We start from the raw sequence: 17,034 nt of genomic DNA, 5'->3' as shown, positions 1-17,034 counted from the left end.
AGGCTAGGCCCTATTCCGGACGATCACCTTCCGGGTTGTGGGAACCGACGCGGTGGCGGCCGATGGGGACGATCATCGGCGTGTCCGAGATGGGGTCGTTCACCAGCCGGCAGCGCATCCCGAAGACGTCCTCGATGATCTCCGCCGAGAGCACGTCGTTGGGATCACCGGCCGTCACCACGGCGCCGTCCTTCATCACCACCAGGTGGTCGGCGTAGCGGAAGGCCAGGTTGAGCTCGTGCAGCACGATCACGATCGTGGTGCCCTCGGCCTCGTTGAGGTCGGTCAGCAGATCCAGCACCTCGACCTGGTGGCTGATGTCCAGATAGGTGGTCGGCTCGTCGAGCAGCAGGATGCCGGTGCGCTGGGCCAGGGCCATCGCGATCCACACCCGCTGCCGCTGCCCGCCCGAGAGCTCGTCGACCGGCCGGGCCGCCAGCGGCAGCGTGCCGGTCGCGGTCAGGGCGGCCGTCACCGCGTCGTCGTCGTCGCTGCTCCACCGCCGGAACCAGCCCTGGTGCACGTGCCGGCCCCGGCTGACCAGGTCGGTCACCGTGATGCCGTCGGGCGCGATCGGGCCCTGGGGCAGGATGCCGAGCCGCAACGCGACCTCGCGGCTGGGCGTGGCGTGGATCGACTTGCCGTCGAGCAGCACCTCCCCCGACGAGGCCGGCAGCAGGCGGGCCAGCCCGCGCAGGAACGTCGACTTCCCGCACGCGTTGGGCCCGACGATGATGGTGACCTTGCCGGTGGGCAGGTGCATGGTCAGGTCGCGGACGATGGTCCGCTCGCCGTATCCCAGCGACAGCCGTTCGGCCTGCAGATCCAAGGGCACGGTCAGCCTCCTCGGCCGGAGCGGTTGGCCGTGGCCAGCAGCCACAGCAGGTAGGGGGCGCCGATGACGCCGGTGACGACGCCGACCGGGAACTGGCGGGAGCCCAGCAGGTGCGAGCCGATGAAGTCGGAGACGAGCACGAGCAGGGCGCCGACGAGGGCGGCCTGCACGAGCACGGGACGGCCGCCGCCGACCAGCCGGGCCGCGATCGGCCCCGACATGAATGCGACGAAGGCGATCGGACCGGCGGCCGAGGTCGCCATGCCGGCCAGGCACACCGCGATGATCAGCAGCAGGAAGCGGCTCCACTGCACGCGTACGCCGAAAGCAGTGGCCAGATCGTCGCCGAGCTGCATGCCGGTGAGCGTGCGACCCAGGATCAGGGCCAGCGGCACGAGGATCACCAGCGCGACGGCGAGCGGGACGATCTGGGGCCACGTGCGGCCGTTGACGCTGCCGGTCAGCCAGATCATCGCCTCGGCCGCGATCTTGACGTCCGAGCGGGTCAGAATGTACGAGGTGATGCTGGTCAGCACCGTGCCGATGCCGATGCCGACCAGGATGAAGCGGTAGCCGCCGACGCCCTTGCGCCACGAGAGCGCATAGATGGTCAGGGCGGTCAGCACCGCGCCGGCCAGACCGGCCGCCGCGGCGACGCCCCCGTCCAGCCCCAGCAGCAGCACCGTCACGATGCCGGCGGTGGTCGCGCCCTGACTCACGCCGATCACGTCCGGGCTGGCCAGCGGGTTGCGCAGCAGCTGCTGGAAGAGCGCCCCGGAGAGGCCGAACGCGAGCCCGGCCAGCGCCGAGACGGAGGCCCGGGGCAGGCGCAGGTCGTGCATGATGTAGTCCACCCCGGCCGGGGTGGGCAGCCCGAACAGCGAGCGGACCACGTCGGGCAACGAGATCTGAAATTCGCCGTACGACAGCGTGAGCGCGTACATCGCGATCACCGCGACGAACAGCGCGACGGCGACCGTACGGGCCCGGCCGGTCTCGCGGCGCCGGGTCGCCTCGACCACTCCCGCGCTCACAGCTCGGCCAGCTTCTCGCGACGGGCCAGGGCCACGAAGATCGGCGCCCCGATGATCGCGGTGACGATGCCGACCTGCACCTCGCCCGGACGGGCCACGACCCGGCCGATCACGTCGGCGATGAGCAGCAGCAGCGGCGCCAGCAGCATCGAGTAGGGCAGCAGCCAGCGGTGGTCGGGCCCGGTGATCGACCGCGCGATGTGCGGGACGACCAGGCCGATGAAGACCAGCGGCCCGGCCATCGAGGTGGCCGTGCCGCACAGCAGCACGACCGCGCCGGCCGCGACGAGCCGGGCCACGAGCACGTTCTGCCCGAACGAGGTGGCCACGTCGTCGCCCAAAGCGAGCGCATTGAGCGCGCGGGCCGAATAGAAGGCCAGCAGCGCCCCGGCGATCAGGAACGGCACGCTCTGCACGGCGATGTCGGTGCCCCGCCCGGCCAGCGAGCCGACCTGCCAGAACCGGAACTGGTCGTAGGCGTCGACGTCGGTGATGAGCACGGCCGTCGTGAAAGAGATCAGCGCCGCGGTGACCGCGGCGCCGGCGAGGGCGAGCTTGACCGGCGTCGCGCCGCCGCGGCCTATGGAGCCGATCGTGTAGACCAGCACCGAGGTCACCGCGGCCCCGAGGAAGCCGAACCAGACGTACCCGGTCAGGCTGGTGATGCCGAAGAAGCTGATCGCGACGACGATGAAGAGCCCGGCCCCGGCGTTGACGCCCAGGATCCCGGGGTCGGCCAGCGGGTTGCGGGTGACGCCCTGGATCACGCCCCCGGCCAGCCCGAAGGCGGCCCCGGCGAGCAGACCGACGATCGTGCGGGGCAGGCGCGACTCGGTGACGATCAGGTCGTTGGTGGAGTTCGGGTCGGGATTGACGAGCGCGTGCAGCACCGTGCCGAACGGCACGTCGCGGGCGCCGACGGCGAGACTCAGCAGTGCGGCGCCCGCGAGGGCCGCCGCGATCACCACCAGTCCGGTGGTGAGCACGACGGCCCTGCGGTGCCGGATGTCCGTGTCCGGCACCGGTGGTCAGCCGAGAGGAGCGGCCAGCAGCGGCACCGCCTGGTCGACGGCGTACGAGAGCCCGCCGACCGAGGCGCTGGAGAACGCGTTGGAGATGTCCTTGTTGTCCATGTAGGCCACGTGACCGGCCTTCACCGACGGCACGGCCTGGAACAGCTTGTCGCTCTTGACCTGGTCGAGCGTGGACTGGATGAGGAACACGACGGTGAGGTCGGCGTCGGCCAGGTCGAGCTGCTCGTTGGAGAGCGGGATGTAGAACGAGTCCTTCTTCAGGGCCTCGATGGCGGGCGCGTTCTTGAAGCCGAGCTTGGTCAGGAAGTCGACCCGGCCGTCGCCGGTGACGTAGGCGCCCCAGCCGTCGCCGGTGCGGGCCACCGCGGCCACCGTGGCGTCCTTGAACTTCGGGTTCGCGGCGGCGGCGGTGGTGAACTTGGCGTCCAGGTCGCTCTTGAGCTTGGCCGCCTCGGCCTGCTTGCCGAGCGCCGTGCCGATCATGTCGAGCTGCTGCTCCCACGACGTCAGGTACATCTCGCCGCCCTTGGGGACGTCGATGACCGGGACGCCGAGCGCGGCCAGCTGGTCATGGCGCGCCTTGTCGCCGCTCGAGCGGGTGTCGAGGATCAGGTCGGGCCGCAGGGCGGTCACCTTCTCCATGTCGAGCTCGAGCGTGCCCAGGATCTCGGGCTTGGTCGTGTACTTGCCCGCGTTCCACGGGCCCTGACCGTCGCCGCCAAAGGCCAGCCAGTCGGCCGCGCCGACCGGCTGCACGCCGAGCGAGAGAGCCACGTCGGCGTCGCTCCAGCCCAGCGCGACCACCCGCTCGGGCTGCTTGCTGACCGTCACGTCGCCGAACGCGGTGGTGATCGTGACCGGGAACTGTGAGGCGGCCGAGGAGGCCGTATCGGGGGCCGCGTCGTCGTCGGTGCCGCTCGTCGAGCACCCCGACAGGGCGACGACGGCGCCGAGAACGGCTACCGGAAGCAGCCGGCGAGCGCGGGAAAATGGCAGACGCATGAAGGCTCCATCAAGATTCAAAGGTGAGCCTAACCTAACGGCCATCACCATATCCGCAAGTCAGAGCCGTTCAGGTCACATTTCCAAACGTCCCGCCAAATGGGCGGCGGCCGCGATGGTCGCGGCGTATTGCACGCCGACCAACCGGCGGATCTCGATCGGCTCCAATTCGGCCACTCGCGCGTCCTCGGCCAGCCATTCGGCGTACCGCTGCTCCACCTCGGCCAGAGCGGCCCGGATCTTCCCGCGCACATTGCCGACTGCGGCCTCGCCCCGCAGCGCGCGCCGCAGGATGCCGCCATAACGCAGGCGGTATTCGTGCACATTGAGCGCCAGCGAGGTGGCCTCGGCGACGGTGGCCGGACGGTCGGAGGCGGCCTCTTTGCTGCGGGCCAGCCGGGCCGGGCCGGTGCCGTCCAGCATGGCGGCGTAGAAGCGGGCGGCCCGCCAGAACGGCGAGGCCGGGGCCAGCAGGTGGCTTTCGACCGAGGCCAGCGTACGGGTGAGAAGCTCGGCCAGATCGGTGATCCCGGTCGCGTTGGCGGCCAGCGCCTCGGCGTAGCTCACCCCGGCCGGCGATGTGTCCCCGGCGCGCGGGTCGAGCCAGTACGGCAGCTCGCTGACCAGCATGAACGAGCCCCACCGACCGGAGTACCAGGTGGTGCTGCCGCCCTCGAAGATCCACGGCTCGTTGCGGGCCATCGTGCGCTCGTAGACGGTGGCCAGCGGCGTCGCCTCGTAGATGGCGTCGTCCAGCAGCACCAGGTCGGGCGCCTCGGGCTCGCCCCGGTCGAGCGGGATGCCCAGGTGCTCGGGCACCCGCTGCAGGATCGGGTGCAGGGCGGGCTCGGCCCGGCTGAGCCAGTAGTACGCCCCGCCCAGCTCGCTGTTGTGCAGCGAGGCGATCAGGGCCGGCCGGTGGGCGTCGATCAGCCGCATGAGCGCCTGCGTCTCGGGGATCGGCTCGTCGAAGTACGCGTCCTCGTGGTTGACCGGGAAAGTCCACTCCACCTGGTCGCGCCCGGCCGGACGGTAGAAGTGCTCGGCGTAGTGGGCCCGGGTGAACGGCCCGTCCAGCCAGCCCTCGTTGAGCCGCAGCCCGTCCGGATCGGCGCAGTCGACGATCCGCCACGTGTGCCCCAGCCGCGCCCGCAGGTCCGGGTCGGCGCACAGGCGTTCGGCCAGGTGCAGGGCGGTCAGGCCGCCGATCGGCTCGTTCGGGTGGGGCAGGCCGAAGGCCAGGGCCTCGGGCGCGTCCGGGGTGTCCGAGGCGATGGTCAGGCACCACAGCGGGTTGCCCTGCCGCGAGCTGCCGCAGCGCCGCAACGACGCGACGCCGGGGTGACGGTCCGCGATCCGCCGGAGCCCGGCGTGCAGGTCGTCGACCCCGGCGAAGGCCCGGTAGGCCGGCACGGTCTCGATCTCGGCGAGGAGCCAGGCGGGAAGGTTGTCCACCCGGCCATCTTCCTCGTTACTCCTTGGTGCCCGCCGCGCGCACCAGCGCAGCCGCTATTCCTTCGTGCCCGCCGCGCGCACCGGCGGAGTTCGGAGCAGGCGGCTCACCGGCAGGATGGTGGTGACCAGGGCCAGTGCCGTCGTGCCGCCCAGCACGATCACCCAGCCCAGCGGCGGGATGTAGGGCAGGAACGTGCCGGTCAGCGCGTGCACCACCGCGATCAGCGTGGCCGCCGCGATGGCCGCGCCGACCGTGAGCGCCGTGCCCAGCAGGCCCACCTGCTCGGCGTTGACCATCCGCCGCACCTGACGCCGGGTCACCCCGGCCAGCCGCAGCAGGGCGAGCTCGCGGCTGCGGGCCAGCGCCGCCATCACCATCGTGTTGCCGGCGGCCAGGGCCGCGTAGCCGACCATCACGGTGATCAGCAGCTTGTTGAGCCAGGCGCTGACGGCCAGGTCGCGGCTGAGCTGTCCGGTGAGCTGGCCGGCCGTGGTGACCGTGCCGAAGGCGGCGAGCGGCTGGTCGGCGTTGCCTCGAGTGCGAACCAGCAGCTCGTCGTAGGTACCGCCGCTCTGCGGCAGGAGGACGTCGCCGAAGCCGAGGCCCCGGTCGTAGATGGCGACGACGCGCGGCTTGACCGGGGTGCCGTCGGCCAGCCACATGTCGGCCGTGTCGCCCACCTTCCAGCTGGAGGACGACGCCTGCAGGGCCGAGACCGCGATCGTGCCGTCGGTCAGGCCGGCCAGGCTGCCCTCGCGCACCTTGAGGTCCATGGTGGACGCGAGCTGGGCCGGATCGGCGGCCCGGGCCACGGCCGGCTCGGCGCCGTCGAAGATGCGGACCACCACCGACGTACGCCGGACACCCGTCGCCGCCTCAACGCCGGGGATCTGCCGCACCTTGGCCACTGACGCCGCCGTCAGCCCTCGAGGAGCGGTCACCACCCGGTCGGCCAGCATGCCGTCGCGGCTCTGGGCCACGGTCTGCCGCTGCAAGTTGTCCTGCAGGAACCAGACCGAGCCGCCGAACCCGACCGACAGCACGAGCGCGCTCAGCACGGCCGACATGCCCTTCGCGTTGGCCCGCAGGTTGGCCACCGCCAGATCGCCCGAGACTCCCCAGACCGTACGCAACACCGGCGCCAGCACCCGGGCCGCGAACCCGTTGACCCAGGGCGCCAGCAGCGCGATCGCCATCACGAAGAGGTAGAGCATCCCGATCGCGGCGGCCAGCGCCGCCGTGCCCGACAACCCGGCCGCGAAGAACACCGACACCCCGGCCCCGGCCAGCGTGAGCAGCCCGAAGGCGAGGCGGATGCGACCGCCCTTGGGCGGCTCGACCGCGATCTCGCCCAGCGCCTCGGCCGGCCGGATCCGAGCCACCCGCCGGGCCGCGATCCGGGCCGCCAGTACCGCCACTCCCATGGTCAGCGCGATGGCGACCACGGCGCCGAGCGCGGGATTGACGATCGGAAAGTCGGCCGGCAGAAAGCCACGGGCGACCATCTGGTCGTGGGTCCAGTGGGTGGCCCAGAGCCCGGCCGGCACCCCGATCACGGCCGAAGCCAGGCCGACCACCGCCGCCTCGGCCACCACCAGACGACGTACCTGGGAAGGGGTGGCCGCGACCGCCCGCAGCAGGGCCAGGTCGCGGCGGCGGTGCCGGACCGACAGACCGACCGTGCCGGCCACCACGAAGACGATCAGCAGCACCACGTACCCGCCGAAGGCCGAGCCCGCCTCGACCAGCAGCGACCGGGCCTCGATCGAGGTGGACCACTCGGCCCAGCCGCGCTCGTCCCCCGCGTACGACTCGACCCCGGCCTCCGTCGCGAGCTTGTCGATCGCCGCGTGGGTCCCGGCCGGTGCCTTGATCGCGATGGCGCTCGCCCGGCCGCCCTGAACGCCGACGGCCTGGACATCGGTGACGCCGGGCAGCGCCCGGATCTGGTCGGCCAGGCCGGCCGGGACGGTGCCCTCGGGCAGCGGCACCTCACTCGTCGTCGTCTCGCCGTCGAACTCCTTTGTGGAGACGGTGATGTGGCGGTGGGCGACCACGACGTCGGCCGCCGCGAACTGCTTGGGCTCGGGCTTGAACTGCAGGCCGGACTGCACGAAGACGGCCAGGCTCATCAGGATCATCACGCCGCCGGCCAGGGCGACCAGGGTGGCGATCGAGGTTCCGGGGCGCTGCCGCAGCAGGCGCATCGCTAGCTTGATCATGACGTCAGGCCTTCCACCGCGTGGCGAGAACTTCGGCGATCTTCTCGGCGCCCACCTGGGGCAGGTCGCGCACGATCCGGCCGTCGGCCAGCACCAGCACGCGATCGGCGTACGAGGCGGCGACCGGGTCGTGGGTCACCATGACGACGGTCTGGCCGAACTCGTCGACCATCGAGCGCAGCAGCGCCAGCACCTCGGCCGCTGTCTCGGTGTCGAGGGCGCCGGTCGGCTCGTCGGCGAAGACCACGTCGGGCCGCACGGCCAAGGCGCGGGCGATGGCCACCCGCTGCTGCTGCCCGCCGGAGAGCTGGGCCGGGCGGTGGGTCAGCCGGTTGGTCAGGCCGACCCGCTCGATCACGCTGCCCAGCCAGTGCCAGTCCGGCTTCTCCCCCGACAGCTTCGAGGGCAGCAGGATGTTCTCCTCGACGGTGAGCGCGCCGATCAGGTTGAAGGACTGGAAGACGAAGCCGATGCGGTCGCGCCGCAACTCGGTCAGCTTCGTCTCGGACAGTTTCGAGAGCTCGGTGTCGCCCACCCAGACCCGGCCCGACGAGGGGCGGTCGAGGCCGGCGGCGGTCTGCAGCAGGGTGCTCTTGCCGGAGCCGGACGGGCCCATCACCGCGGTGAACGTGCCGCGGGCGAAGGCCGCGTCCACCCCGGCCAGGGCCGTGACCGGCTGCCCGTCGGTGGTGTACGTCCGGGTGAGGCCCTCCACCCGGACCGCGAGCATGTCGTTCATCTCAAGCGCCTCTCGGTGTCGATTGCTGACACCGGAAACGCTATTTTCGGCAGCGGTGAAGATCGATGAAGCCAGCGGGCGTCTTCCAGGTACAGCCTGCTGTACTTGGCGCTATTGCCGCAGGTAACGCAGCACGGCGGTCACGCGACGGTCGGCCCGGTCGTCCGGGGCCAGGTCGAGTTTGGCGAAGATGCTGCGGATGTGTTTGTGCACCGCGCCCTCGGTGACCACCAGCTTCTCGGCGATCGCGGTGTTGCCCAGCCCCTCGGCCATCAGCGCCAGCACGTCGCGCTCGCGCGGGCTCAGCCGGGCCAGCGCGTCGTCCGGCCGGTTGCGGGCCAGCAGCAGGCCGACCACCTCGGGGTCGACGGCCGTGCCCCCGTCGGCCACCCGGTGCAGCGCCTCCAGGAACTCCTCGACCCGGCCCACCCTCTCTTTCAGCAGATAGCCCAGGCCGGCCGCGCCCCCGGCCAGCAAGTCGGTGGCAAAGGCCTGTTCCACGTACGCCGAAAGCACGAGCACGGCGAGGCCGGGCAGCCGCCGGCGGGCCTCGACGGCGGCCACGATGCCCTCGTCGGTGTGGGTGGGCGGCATGCGCACGTCGACGATCGCCACGTCCGGCTTGTGCTCGTCGACGGCGGCCAGGAAAGCGTCCGGATCCTCCGCCGTCGCCACCACGTCCAGCCCCTCGGCCCGCAGCAACAGCGCCAGGCCCTCCCGCAGCAGCGCGTCGTCCTCGGCGATCACGATCCGCACGGCAGCTCCACTCGCAGGGTCGTCGGCCCTCCGGCCGGGCTGGTCAAGGTCAAGTTTCCGTCGTACGCCTCCACGCGCCGCCGGATGCCGGTGATCCCGGATCCGCCGTCCTCGTCGGCGCCGCCGCGGCCGTTGTCCTCGATGCTGATCTTCAACTTCTGATCCTGGATGCGGACGGTGACCCCGGCCGCGGTCGCTCCGCTGTGCTTGGTGATGTTGGTCAGCGCCTCGGCCACCACGAAGTAGGCGGTGGCCTCGACCGAGGCGGCACAGCGGTGCGGCAGGTCGACATCGAGGCGGCACGGCACGGCGCAGTCGTGGGCCAGGCCGGCCAGCGCGCCGTCCAGCCCGCGGCCGTCGAGCACCGGCGGCAGGATGCCCCGGACGACCGTGCGCAGCTCGGCCAGGGCCTGCTCGGCCGCCTCCTGAGCCCGTTCCAGCACGTCGCCGGCCGTGGCCGGGTCGCGCGCGACCGCCCGCCGGGCCGCCCCGAGCAGCACGCTCACCGCGACCAGGCGGTTCTGCGCGCCGTCGTGCAGCGAGCGCTCGATGCGGCGCAGCTCGGCCGCGTGCGCGTCGAGGGCGGCCGCCCGGGTCGCGGTGAGCTCGACGATGCGCAGCGAGAGGTCGGTGCCGGGCGGCGGGGCGAGCAGACGGCGGCCGGGCCAGGCCTGGGCCCGGGCCAGCCAGGGGCCGCCGAAGAAGCCGATGACCAGCCAGGCCACGCCGTACAGGCCGACGGCCAGGGCGTCGAGCTGGTTGTGCACCGGCCAGAAGACCAGCCCGGGGGCCGAGTCGGGCGGCACCGACCACCACCAGAACGGGTACGTCAGGTCCTGCACCGCCGAGAGCGGGATGGTCAGGCCGAAGATGCTGACCACGAAGCCGAGCGTGGCGTGCTCGACCAGCCACACCACCTCGCGCCAGAGCGCCTTGTCGGTCCAGGCGTGCAGGCCGGACAGCAGCGGCTCGGGACCGATGATCTCGGGGCCCCAGCGAGAGAGGCGGGCCCGTTCCCGGTCGGCCACGGCGCGCACGGCCTTGGCGGCCGAGGGCGCGAACACCAGGCCGACGCCGGCCAGGCTCGTGAGCGCCACGATGAACAGCCAGAACACCAGGGCCAGGGCGAGAACCGCCGTGCCGAGCCCGCCGACGAGCCGTTCGAGGGCGTCGACGGCCGCGTGGGTGCGGCGGCGCAGCCCGTCGAGGGTCATAACCCGTGACCTTAAGGCACGCGATCGAGCCGCCGGGCCTCGCTCGGCGGCCCGGTCGTCACGGCCGGCTCCCGCCCTTCCTCTCGCGTCGGCTCTCGCGCCGCCCCTCGCCCCTCCTTTCGCGCCGGCTCTCGCGCCGCCCCTCGCCCCGGCTCTCGCGCCGCCCCTCGCCCCGGCTCTCGCGCCGCCCCTCGCGTCGCCCAGATGGCGGCGTTCAGGACCGCCCAGGCCACGCCGAGGATCAGCGCGGCGATCGTCTCGCTCAGGCGGCTCCAGCCGAGGTAGACCCACGAGCCGGCGCAGACGGTGAGAACGGCCGCGGCCGTCGTGCCCACTGCGACCCACCGCGGCCAAGTGAGGCGGCGCGACAGCAGCCAGGCGAGCAGACCGATCACCGCGGCGAGCAGCGCGGTCTGACCGGCGGCCATGGACGCCAGCGCCGGACCGGCCTCGCTCAGCGCCTCCCCGGCGCCGCGCACGACCAGCGGCATCGGGCCGTCGTACTCGGCGGCGGACGGGAAGATCGCCTCGGGCGGGCCCTGCCACGAGGGCGGCGAGACGACGGCCAGCACCAGCATGAGGACGGCCACGGGCGCCAGCGGGGCGAGACTGTCGAGCAGATCGCGGCGCTGCCACCAGGCATGTACCAGGGCGACGACGGCCGCCGCACCGAGCAGGATTTCTGGGCTGACCGAGGTGGCTAGTTCTAATGCGAAGCGGTAGCCGTCGGAGGTCCACTGGCCGCGCGCCCAGTCCGTGACGGCTTCGTCGGTCGCGGCCAGGCCGCTGAGCTGCACGATCAGCGGGATGACGGCGACCAGGAGGGCAGCCAGAAAGACCAGCGCTCCGAGGCTGGTGAGCACGGGAGTCAGCCGTCCGCGCACCAAGCCGTTGATTTTGCGGTTGAGCGGCCTGGCGTCGAGAGCGAGGCGGTGGGGCAGCCAGGCCGGCGCGCTCGGCGGGTGATCGCCCAGCCAGCGGCCGGCCAGCACCAGGCCGATCAGCAGCGCGGTGAGGACGGCCAGCGCTCCCCCGGCCCGGCCGGCCCGCGCGGCCAGCACGTCGTACGAGGCGCCGGCCAGATAGCTGCCCACCACCAGCCACAACGTCCAGCCCACGGCGGCCGGGGTGTGCCACGCGGCGAATCTGCGATAGGGCACGCCGTTCATCCCGGCCAGCCGGGGCACCAGCGTCCGCGCGCCGACCACCCATTGTCCGAAGAAGACGGCCCGCCCGCCGTGCCGGTCGAAGATGCGCTCGGCCCGCCGCCAGTGTCTCTCTTTGACCCAGCGCGCCCGCGGTCCCCGGCGACGACCGGCGACGTATCCGCCCGTGCCTCCGAGGACCGCCGCCCCCGTCGCGACCAGCGCGGCCGGCCCGATGCGCACCACCCCCTCGTTGGCGAGCAGGCCCAGCGCGACGAGCGCCGTCGCCGAGGGCAGCACCAGCCCGGCGAGCAGCGCCGCCTCCGCGGTCACCAGCGCGGCGACGACGATCAGCACCAGCCCCGCGGGCAGTGCCCCGATCAGATCGCCGACCATCCGCACGCTGAGCAGCCTAGGAACGCGAACACCCGAGGCGGATCGGTGAAATCCCCCTAAGAACATGGGGGCACAGACACTCCGGAAATTCCTTATCCCGAATTAGCGCTGCCGAAACGTCTTATTGCGCATCCCCTTTTCGGCTATCGATCGTCCGGGTTACCCGGCGTGTTGAATGGCGTGTTCCGGGGCCGCCGGATGCTTTCCTGATCATGCAACACGGAAATAGCAACAATCGCCTCCGGGAAGGAATACGGACATGAACAAGACCACGCGATTCCTCACGACGGCCGGTCTGGGTCTGCTGGCCGGGGTTGCCTTCGGGGTCGGCCCGGCGCAGGCCGCGGACACCTCGGCGCCGAGCGCGGCCAAGTCCCAGTCCGCCTCCACCCAGGCCGACCGGCACCGCGGCCGCGACGTGGTGGTCGGCTACTACCGCACGTACCGGGCCTGTGACCTGGCCGGACGTATCGGTGAGCGGTTCGGCAAGTGGGACGACTACGACTGCGACTTCCAGCAGCGCGGGTTCAACCGCGGCGTGTTCGCCCTCGAGGTCGAGCGCGGCTGGGACTGGAGCCGCCCGGGCCACAACCGGTTCGACCACCGCGGCCCCCACGGCCACCGCTCCGGCCGCTGAGAATTGCTTTCTCTGATATTTCCATCGATGCCTGGAATAGGCTTTCGGAAAGGAGCCGCTTAACGTATTGAATCCTCGTCACAACCCCACAGGTCCCCGGTCGGTGCCGGGCGCTACCCGGCGCCCGGCACCGCCGCCTGTTTCCGTGGGAACTTCCGCGCGCCCGCGGGCGACCAACTCCGGAGAACTACGATGGTCGCCACGAACGCCCGCTAGGGAAGGACCCCCGCCCCCATGGACAGACGCCTGACCCGCCCGCTCGTCGCGCTCGCCGCGATGCTGGCCGTCCTGCTGCCCGGCGCCCCGGCGTTCGCCCACAACGCGCTGGCCCAGGCCACCCCGGCCAAGGGCGCCACCGTCACCAAGGCCCCGACCAGCGTCAAGCTGAAGTTCCTGCAGAAGCTGAACCCGGACTACACGACCATCACGGTCACCGGCGCGGCCAAGGTGCAGACGTCGGAGCCCAAGGTCGAGGGGGCCACCGGCACTGTCACCTTCGACGCGCTGGCCAACGGCGCCTACACGGTCGCCTACCGCGTGGTCTCCAAGGACGGCCACACGGTCCAGGGGTCGTACAAGTTCACCGTGAACGACCCGTCGACCAAGGCCGAGCCCACCACCGAGCCGACCAGCGCCGCCCCGACCGCCCCGGCCGCCGACGAGTCCCTGGTCGCCGCGCCTCCGCCGGCCACCAGCGCCGCCCCCACCACCGAACTGGCCTCCGACGAGGACTCGGGTGGCAACGGCCTGCTGATCACGGTGATCGTCGCCGCCCTGGCCGTCGTCGGGCTCGGCATCTTCCTGGTCACCCGTCGCCGCAAGACCACCTGACGTGGCCGCCCTCGGTGTCGCCGTCGTCGGCTTCGGCTGGATGGGGCGGGTGCACGCGCAGGCGTACGCCCGGGTGCCGCACCACTTCCCCGGCGTGCCACCGGTCCGGCTCGTCTCGGTGGCCGACGACGTGCCCGGGCGCGCCGCCGAGGCGGCCGAGCGCTACGGCTTCGACGAGTCGACGGCCGACTGGCGGCACCTCGTCGGCGACCCGCGGGTCGGGGCGGTCAGCATCACCGCGCCCAACTTCCTGCACCGCGAGATGGGCAGCGCGTTCGCGGCGGCCGGGCAGCACATCTGGATCGAGAAGCCGGTCGGGCTCACCGCGGCCGACGCGCGCGCCATCGTCGGCGACGGACAGGTCACCGTCGGCTTCAACTACCGCAACGCGCCGGCCGTCGAGAAGGCCCGTGCGCTGATCGCCGACGGTGAGATCGGCGCGGTCACGCACGCCCGGTTCCGGTTCCTGAGCGACTACGCGGCCCATCCCGAGGGCGCGCTGAGCTGGCGGTTCGAGCGGGCCCGGGGCGGCAACGGGGTGCTCGGCGACCTGGGCGCGCACGGCGTCGATCTGGTGCGGTATCTGCTCGGCGAGATCGACTCGCTGGTGGCCGACACCGCCGTGTTCATCCCGCAGAGGCCCCGGCCGACCGCCGCCACGGCCGGCCACGAACGCGGCAGCGGGGCGCCCGGGCCGGTCGAGAACGAGGACTGGTTCGGCAGCCTGCTCCGGATGGCCTCGGGCGCCCGGGTCACACTCGACTGCAGCCGGGTCGCCGTGGGTGAGCAGAACACGTACGGCTTCGAAATTCACGGCACCAAGGGCGCGTTGTTCTGGGATTTCCGGCGGATGGGCGAGCTCGGCGTCGGCACCGGCCCGTCCTATCAGGACGAACCGGTGCGCACTCTCTTCGTCGGCCCTCACGACGGCGACTTCGGGGCGTTCCAGCCCGGCGCCGGCATCCCCATGGGCTACGACGACCTGAAGGTCATCGAGGCCGCGCGCTTCCTGCGGTCGGTCGCGGACGGGCAGCCGTACGGGGCCACGCTGGCCGACGCCATCCGGGCCGCCGAGGCCTTGGACGCGATGGAACAGTCGGCCTCCACCGGACAGTGGGTCAGGCCTCGTTGAACAGCTTCCAGTGGCCCTCCGAGACGACCTCGACGACGTCGCCCACCACCTTGATCGCGGTGTGGTCGTCCATCGCATAAGCCGGGTTGGGAAGGGTGGCGGCCCACTTCTCGGCGGCGGCCATGGTGTTCTCGGGCAGGTCGGGGTGGTCGAGGTGCGGGAAGATCGAGAAGTCGACGATCCCGAGCGTGCTGTCGTCGCCGCCGGCGGGCGGCCTCCACCCGACGAAGTCGTCGCCGATCCGGGGCGTCATGATCATGCTGCCGGCGCTGAGACCGACCCAGACCGTGTCGTTCAGCGAAGGCAGCAGGTCGGCCAGCCCAGACTCTCCCATCCAGTAGTTCAGATAGAGCGGGTCACCGCCGTTGACCAGCAGGACGTCGGTCTCGCGGACCGCGGACGTCCAGAGCTCTTCCTTCAGGCTGGGCAGTGCGCTCAGTTCCAGCACGCCCACCGACTTCCAGCCGAGCTCGGCCATGGGGCACTCCGGCTCGTTGCCGCTGATGAAGTTCCAGGCCCGGCCGATGCCGCCCGGATTGGCGTAGCCCGCGGTGGGGATGCAGAGGGCGCTCGACTCGGCGATCGGCTTGTCCAGCAGGTCGAGCAGGGCGTCGTGGATGCTCTTGTTCTTGACGCCGCCGGAGGTGAGCAGAAGTCTCATGGAACCATCCCGTCGAACTGGTTGCATACTGAAATCGGCTTGATGAAACTATCATCACCGGTTGCGAAGTACCATCGGTCTCGATGAGTACAGAAACAGAGCCGGTGCACCGGTCGGGCTGCCCGATCAACCTCGCGGTCGAGGTGATGGGCGACCGCTGGTCCCTCGTCGTGCTGCGCGACGTGATGTTCGGCAACCGGCACTACTTCCGCGAGCTGCTGGCCGGCTCGGAGGAGCGGATCGCCTCCAACATCCTGGCCGACCGCCTGCGCCGCCTGGTCGCCCACGGTCTGCTGTGGCGTACCGACGACGAGACCCACAAGCAGAAGATCCGCTACAGCTTGACCGAGGCCGGCGTCCAGCTGGTGCCGGTCATGGCGGCGCTCGGCTCCTGGGGCCGCCGGCACATGCCGGCCAGCCACGAACTGTCGGTCCGCGCCGAACTGCTCGAACGCGGCGGCCCCGAGCTGTGGGACAGATTCATGGACGAACTACGCGAGCAACACCTCGGCGTGGCCCGCCCGCCCGGCACCCCGTCGGTCTTCGCCGAACTGCAGGCCGCCTACGAGGCCGCGGTCGCGATCAAATAGCGCCGGAACCACTCCACGGCCAGGCGGTCGACCTCGGCGGCGTGCCGAGTCTGCGGCGCCGCCTCGATGCCGGGTTCCTCGGCCAGAGCGTGTGCCATATCCGGTACGACATGGTGGTCGGCCGTCGCGCCGCGTTCCGCGAGTTCGGCAACGATTCGTTCGACGGGCGCGATGATCGCGTCCCGCAGGTCGTCGGCGCCGGTGATGTAGCGCAGCGACACCCCCGCCAACTCGCCGGCCCGGGCGACGAAGTCGAGACGGTCCGCGACCTGGTCGGACGCGGGCGACCACGCGTAGGTGGCACCCATCGCGGCGACGATGCCGTCGATCGCGTCGTGCAGCCGCACGACCGGATTGATCAGCACGGCCGCCCGTACGCCCGGCACCTCGGCCGCGACCAACTGGGCCGCCGCCCCGCCCATCGAGCCACCGAGCACCCCCAGCGGCACGCTTTCGGCGATGCCGAAGTGCTCGCGGACCTCGGCGAACGCGGCGGGGAACTCGTCGCGGGCGCCGAACGCGACGGGAGCGTGCCCGTTGAGAACCGGGTCGCCCTCCTGGAGCAGCGGCTCGAGACCACCTTCCGGTTGACGCGAACCGCTCAGGGGCAGTCCGAAGTAGACGCGGCAGGCGTCGAGACCGTCGAGCGGCACGGCGCGGCCAGCGCGACCTCGGTGCGGGGCGCGTCGAGCAGGTGATAGGCGACGACGACCGGCGCGTCCGGCCGCGGGCCTCCGACGGGAGCCTTCACCACGTACGGAACACCGGTGGCCACTCCTCGAGATTCCATGCTTTATTCGTACACTCCGGCACTGAAGCGGCGGGTCAGCTCGGCCAGGCGGGCGCGCTGGACCGAAGTTGCCTGCTTGACGACGAACGAGCGCAGCAGGGTGGGCGAGCTGACCTCGATGGTCTCGGTCAGCGTGGTGCCCTCGGCGGCCGGCGCCAGGTCGATCGTCGCGGTCAGGCGGACGCCGCCGGGGCTGACGACGGCGCTGGTCAGCTTGCGGTCGGGCTCGACGCCGGTGAGGGTGACGCGGATGTTGTTGTCCCAGTGGAGCGGGCCGAGGCGGAAGCGCTCGACCGCGACGTACGAGTCGCCGCGGATGTCGCGCACGGCTACGACCAGCGGCGACAGCCCGACATAGCTCCGCGGATCGAGCAGATGGGCGTAGACGGCGGACGGCGCGGCGGCGAGGTGGACGGTGTCGCTGAACCGGTCGGTCGGCATGGCCCAGGATCGTACGGCTTTATTTAAGGATGTTTAAGAAGCGGTCTTGCCCTGACATCGATGTCGGTCTTTTACTGTAAAACCTCTTGCCAATTCCCCTCAGACGGCAGAAGAGGTAT

Annotated in this window: 18 protein-coding genes; 4 read left to right on the top strand and 14 right to left on the bottom strand. The window is 71.6% G+C overall.

The annotated features are described in order from the left end of the window. Positions 1 to 10: 10 nt before the first annotated feature. The 10 genes from OWR29_RS06770 to OWR29_RS06725 form a co-directional block, all read right to left on the bottom strand. Positions 11 to 841, bottom strand: a complete 831-nt coding sequence (locus OWR29_RS06770; RefSeq protein ID WP_438872560.1) for an ABC transporter ATP-binding protein — start codon at positions 839 to 841, stop codon at positions 11 to 13. Further along, positions 838 to 1,869 (bottom strand): FecCD family ABC transporter permease, encoded by a 1,032-nt coding sequence (locus OWR29_RS06765; RefSeq protein WP_267561643.1) that lies wholly within the window; start codon positions 1,867 to 1,869, stop codon positions 838 to 840. The genes OWR29_RS06770 and OWR29_RS06765 overlap by 4 nt, the downstream gene beginning before the upstream one ends. Continuing rightward, on the bottom strand, positions 1,866 to 2,891 hold the full coding sequence (locus tag OWR29_RS06760) for a FecCD family ABC transporter permease (RefSeq protein ID WP_267561642.1): 1,026 nt from the start codon (positions 2,889 to 2,891) through the stop codon (positions 1,866 to 1,868). Before OWR29_RS06760 ends, OWR29_RS06765 begins: the two co-directional genes overlap by 4 nt. A gap of 6 nt (positions 2,892 to 2,897) precedes the next feature. Further along, the gene (locus tag OWR29_RS06755; protein ID WP_267561641.1) at positions 2,898 to 3,905 is read right to left on the bottom strand and encodes an iron-siderophore ABC transporter substrate-binding protein; all 1,008 of its coding nucleotides are present in this window, start codon (positions 3,903 to 3,905) and stop codon (positions 2,898 to 2,900) included. Between the two features lie 75 nt (positions 3,906 to 3,980). Then, positions 3,981 to 5,360: a M14 family zinc carboxypeptidase gene (locus tag OWR29_RS06750; RefSeq protein ID WP_267561640.1), complete on the bottom strand. Its 1,380-nt coding sequence runs from the start codon at positions 5,358 to 5,360 to the stop codon at positions 3,981 to 3,983. Between the two features lie 54 nt (positions 5,361 to 5,414). After that, positions 5,415 to 7,583: an FtsX-like permease family protein gene (locus OWR29_RS06745; RefSeq protein WP_267561639.1), complete on the bottom strand. Its 2,169-nt coding sequence runs from the start codon at positions 7,581 to 7,583 to the stop codon at positions 5,415 to 5,417. Positions 7,584 to 7,587: 4 nt separating this feature from the next. Then, positions 7,588 to 8,313 (bottom strand): ABC transporter ATP-binding protein, encoded by a 726-nt coding sequence (locus OWR29_RS06740; protein WP_267561903.1) that lies wholly within the window; start codon positions 8,311 to 8,313, stop codon positions 7,588 to 7,590. Positions 8,314 to 8,433: 120 nt separating this feature from the next. Further along, complete coding sequence (locus OWR29_RS06735) at positions 8,434 to 9,078, bottom strand: response regulator transcription factor (RefSeq protein ID WP_267561638.1); 645 nt, start codon at positions 9,076 to 9,078, stop codon at positions 8,434 to 8,436. After that, positions 9,066 to 10,292, bottom strand: coding sequence for a sensor histidine kinase (locus tag OWR29_RS06730; RefSeq protein WP_267561637.1), 1,227 nt, complete (start codon positions 10,290 to 10,292; stop codon positions 9,066 to 9,068). The genes OWR29_RS06735 and OWR29_RS06730 overlap by 13 nt, the downstream gene beginning before the upstream one ends. Before the next feature lie 11 nt (positions 10,293 to 10,303). After that, a complete protein-coding gene (locus tag OWR29_RS06725; protein WP_267561902.1) occupies positions 10,304 to 11,833 on the bottom strand; it encodes a DedA family protein in 1,530 nt (509 codons plus the stop codon). Positions 11,834 to 12,092: 259 nt separating this feature from the next. Between OWR29_RS06725 and OWR29_RS06720 the strand changes: the two genes are divergently transcribed. The 3 genes from OWR29_RS06720 to OWR29_RS06710 all read left to right on the top strand — a co-directional run bounded on the left by OWR29_RS06720 (position 12,093) and on the right by OWR29_RS06710 (position 14,433). After that, the gene (locus OWR29_RS06720; protein ID WP_267561636.1) at positions 12,093 to 12,470 is read left to right on the top strand and encodes a hypothetical protein; all 378 of its coding nucleotides are present in this window, start codon (positions 12,093 to 12,095) and stop codon (positions 12,468 to 12,470) included. Between the two features lie 234 nt (positions 12,471 to 12,704). Continuing rightward, positions 12,705 to 13,301: a copper resistance CopC family protein gene (locus tag OWR29_RS06715; protein WP_267561635.1), complete on the top strand. Its 597-nt coding sequence runs from the start codon at positions 12,705 to 12,707 to the stop codon at positions 13,299 to 13,301. 1 nt (position 13,302) lies between these two features. Next, positions 13,303 to 14,433, top strand: coding sequence for a Gfo/Idh/MocA family protein (locus tag OWR29_RS06710; RefSeq protein ID WP_267561634.1), 1,131 nt, complete (start codon positions 13,303 to 13,305; stop codon positions 14,431 to 14,433). Here the strand turns inward: OWR29_RS06710 and OWR29_RS06705 are convergent. Then, positions 14,420 to 15,094, bottom strand: a complete 675-nt coding sequence (locus OWR29_RS06705; protein ID WP_267561633.1) for a Type 1 glutamine amidotransferase-like domain-containing protein — start codon at positions 15,092 to 15,094, stop codon at positions 14,420 to 14,422. The two genes, OWR29_RS06710 and OWR29_RS06705, sit on opposite strands and share 14 nt — an antisense overlap. 83 nt (positions 15,095 to 15,177) lie before the next feature. On the opposite strand from OWR29_RS06705, the gene OWR29_RS06700 reads away from it, so the two are divergent. Continuing rightward, positions 15,178 to 15,684 carry a winged helix-turn-helix transcriptional regulator gene (locus OWR29_RS06700; RefSeq protein WP_267561632.1) on the top strand — a complete coding sequence of 169 codons (507 nt, stop codon included), beginning with the start codon at positions 15,178 to 15,180 and terminating at the stop codon, positions 15,682 to 15,684. Here OWR29_RS06700 and OWR29_RS06695 read toward each other — a convergent pair. The 3 genes from OWR29_RS06695 to OWR29_RS06685 are packed head-to-tail and all read right to left on the bottom strand — an operon-like array spanning position 15,657 to position 16,915. Beyond that, positions 15,657 to 16,337, bottom strand: a complete 681-nt coding sequence (locus tag OWR29_RS06695) for an alpha/beta hydrolase family protein (protein WP_267561631.1) — start codon at positions 16,335 to 16,337, stop codon at positions 15,657 to 15,659. The genes OWR29_RS06700 and OWR29_RS06695 overlap by 28 nt on opposite strands. Further along, positions 16,286 to 16,474: a hypothetical protein gene (locus OWR29_RS06690; protein WP_267561630.1), complete on the bottom strand. Its 189-nt coding sequence runs from the start codon at positions 16,472 to 16,474 to the stop codon at positions 16,286 to 16,288. The genes OWR29_RS06695 and OWR29_RS06690 overlap by 52 nt, the downstream gene beginning before the upstream one ends. A 3-nt stretch (positions 16,475 to 16,477) precedes the next feature. Then, entirely contained in the window at positions 16,478 to 16,915 is a 438-nt protein-coding gene (locus tag OWR29_RS06685) for an SRPBCC family protein (protein ID WP_267561629.1), read from the bottom strand. Positions 16,916 to 17,034 lie beyond the last annotated feature (119 nt).

It is taken from the genome of Paractinoplanes pyxinae, from assembly GCF_026626335.1.
GTDB lineage: Bacteria > Actinomycetota > Actinomycetes > Mycobacteriales > Micromonosporaceae > Actinoplanes > Actinoplanes pyxinae.
This window is presented reverse-complemented; position numbering and strand designations above follow the sequence as displayed.

Excerpts from the sequence above, each read along its gene's own strand:
- OWR29_RS06755 (WP_267561641.1), bottom strand. The coding sequence starts at position 3,905 with ATGCGTCTGCCATTTTCCCGCGCTCGCCGGCTGCTTCCGGTAGCCGTT.
- OWR29_RS06725 (WP_267561902.1), bottom strand. The coding sequence starts at position 11,833 with ATGGTCGGCGATCTGATCGGGGCACTGCCCGCGGGGCTGGTGCTGATC.
- OWR29_RS06705 (WP_267561633.1), bottom strand. The coding sequence starts at position 15,094 with ATGAGACTTCTGCTCACCTCCGGCGGCGTCAAGAACAAGAGCATCCAC.
- OWR29_RS06700 (WP_267561632.1), top strand. The coding sequence starts at position 15,178 with ATGAGTACAGAAACAGAGCCGGTGCACCGGTCGGGCTGCCCGATCAAC.
- OWR29_RS06730 (WP_267561637.1), bottom strand. The coding sequence starts at position 10,292 with ATGACCCTCGACGGGCTGCGCCGCCGCACCCACGCGGCCGTCGACGCC.
- OWR29_RS06690 (WP_267561630.1), bottom strand. The coding sequence starts at position 16,474 with ATGGAATCTCGAGGAGTGGCCACCGGTGTTCCGTACGTGGTGAAGGCT.
- OWR29_RS06720 (WP_267561636.1), top strand. The coding sequence starts at position 12,093 with ATGAACAAGACCACGCGATTCCTCACGACGGCCGGTCTGGGTCTGCTG.
- OWR29_RS06685 (WP_267561629.1), bottom strand. The coding sequence starts at position 16,915 with ATGCCGACCGACCGGTTCAGCGACACCGTCCACCTCGCCGCCGCGCCG.
- OWR29_RS06745 (WP_267561639.1), bottom strand. The coding sequence starts at position 7,583 with ATGATCAAGCTAGCGATGCGCCTGCTGCGGCAGCGCCCCGGAACCTCG.
- OWR29_RS06740 (WP_267561903.1), bottom strand. The coding sequence starts at position 8,313 with ATGCTCGCGGTCCGGGTGGAGGGCCTCACCCGGACGTACACCACCGAC.
- OWR29_RS06715 (WP_267561635.1), top strand. The coding sequence starts at position 12,705 with ATGGACAGACGCCTGACCCGCCCGCTCGTCGCGCTCGCCGCGATGCTG.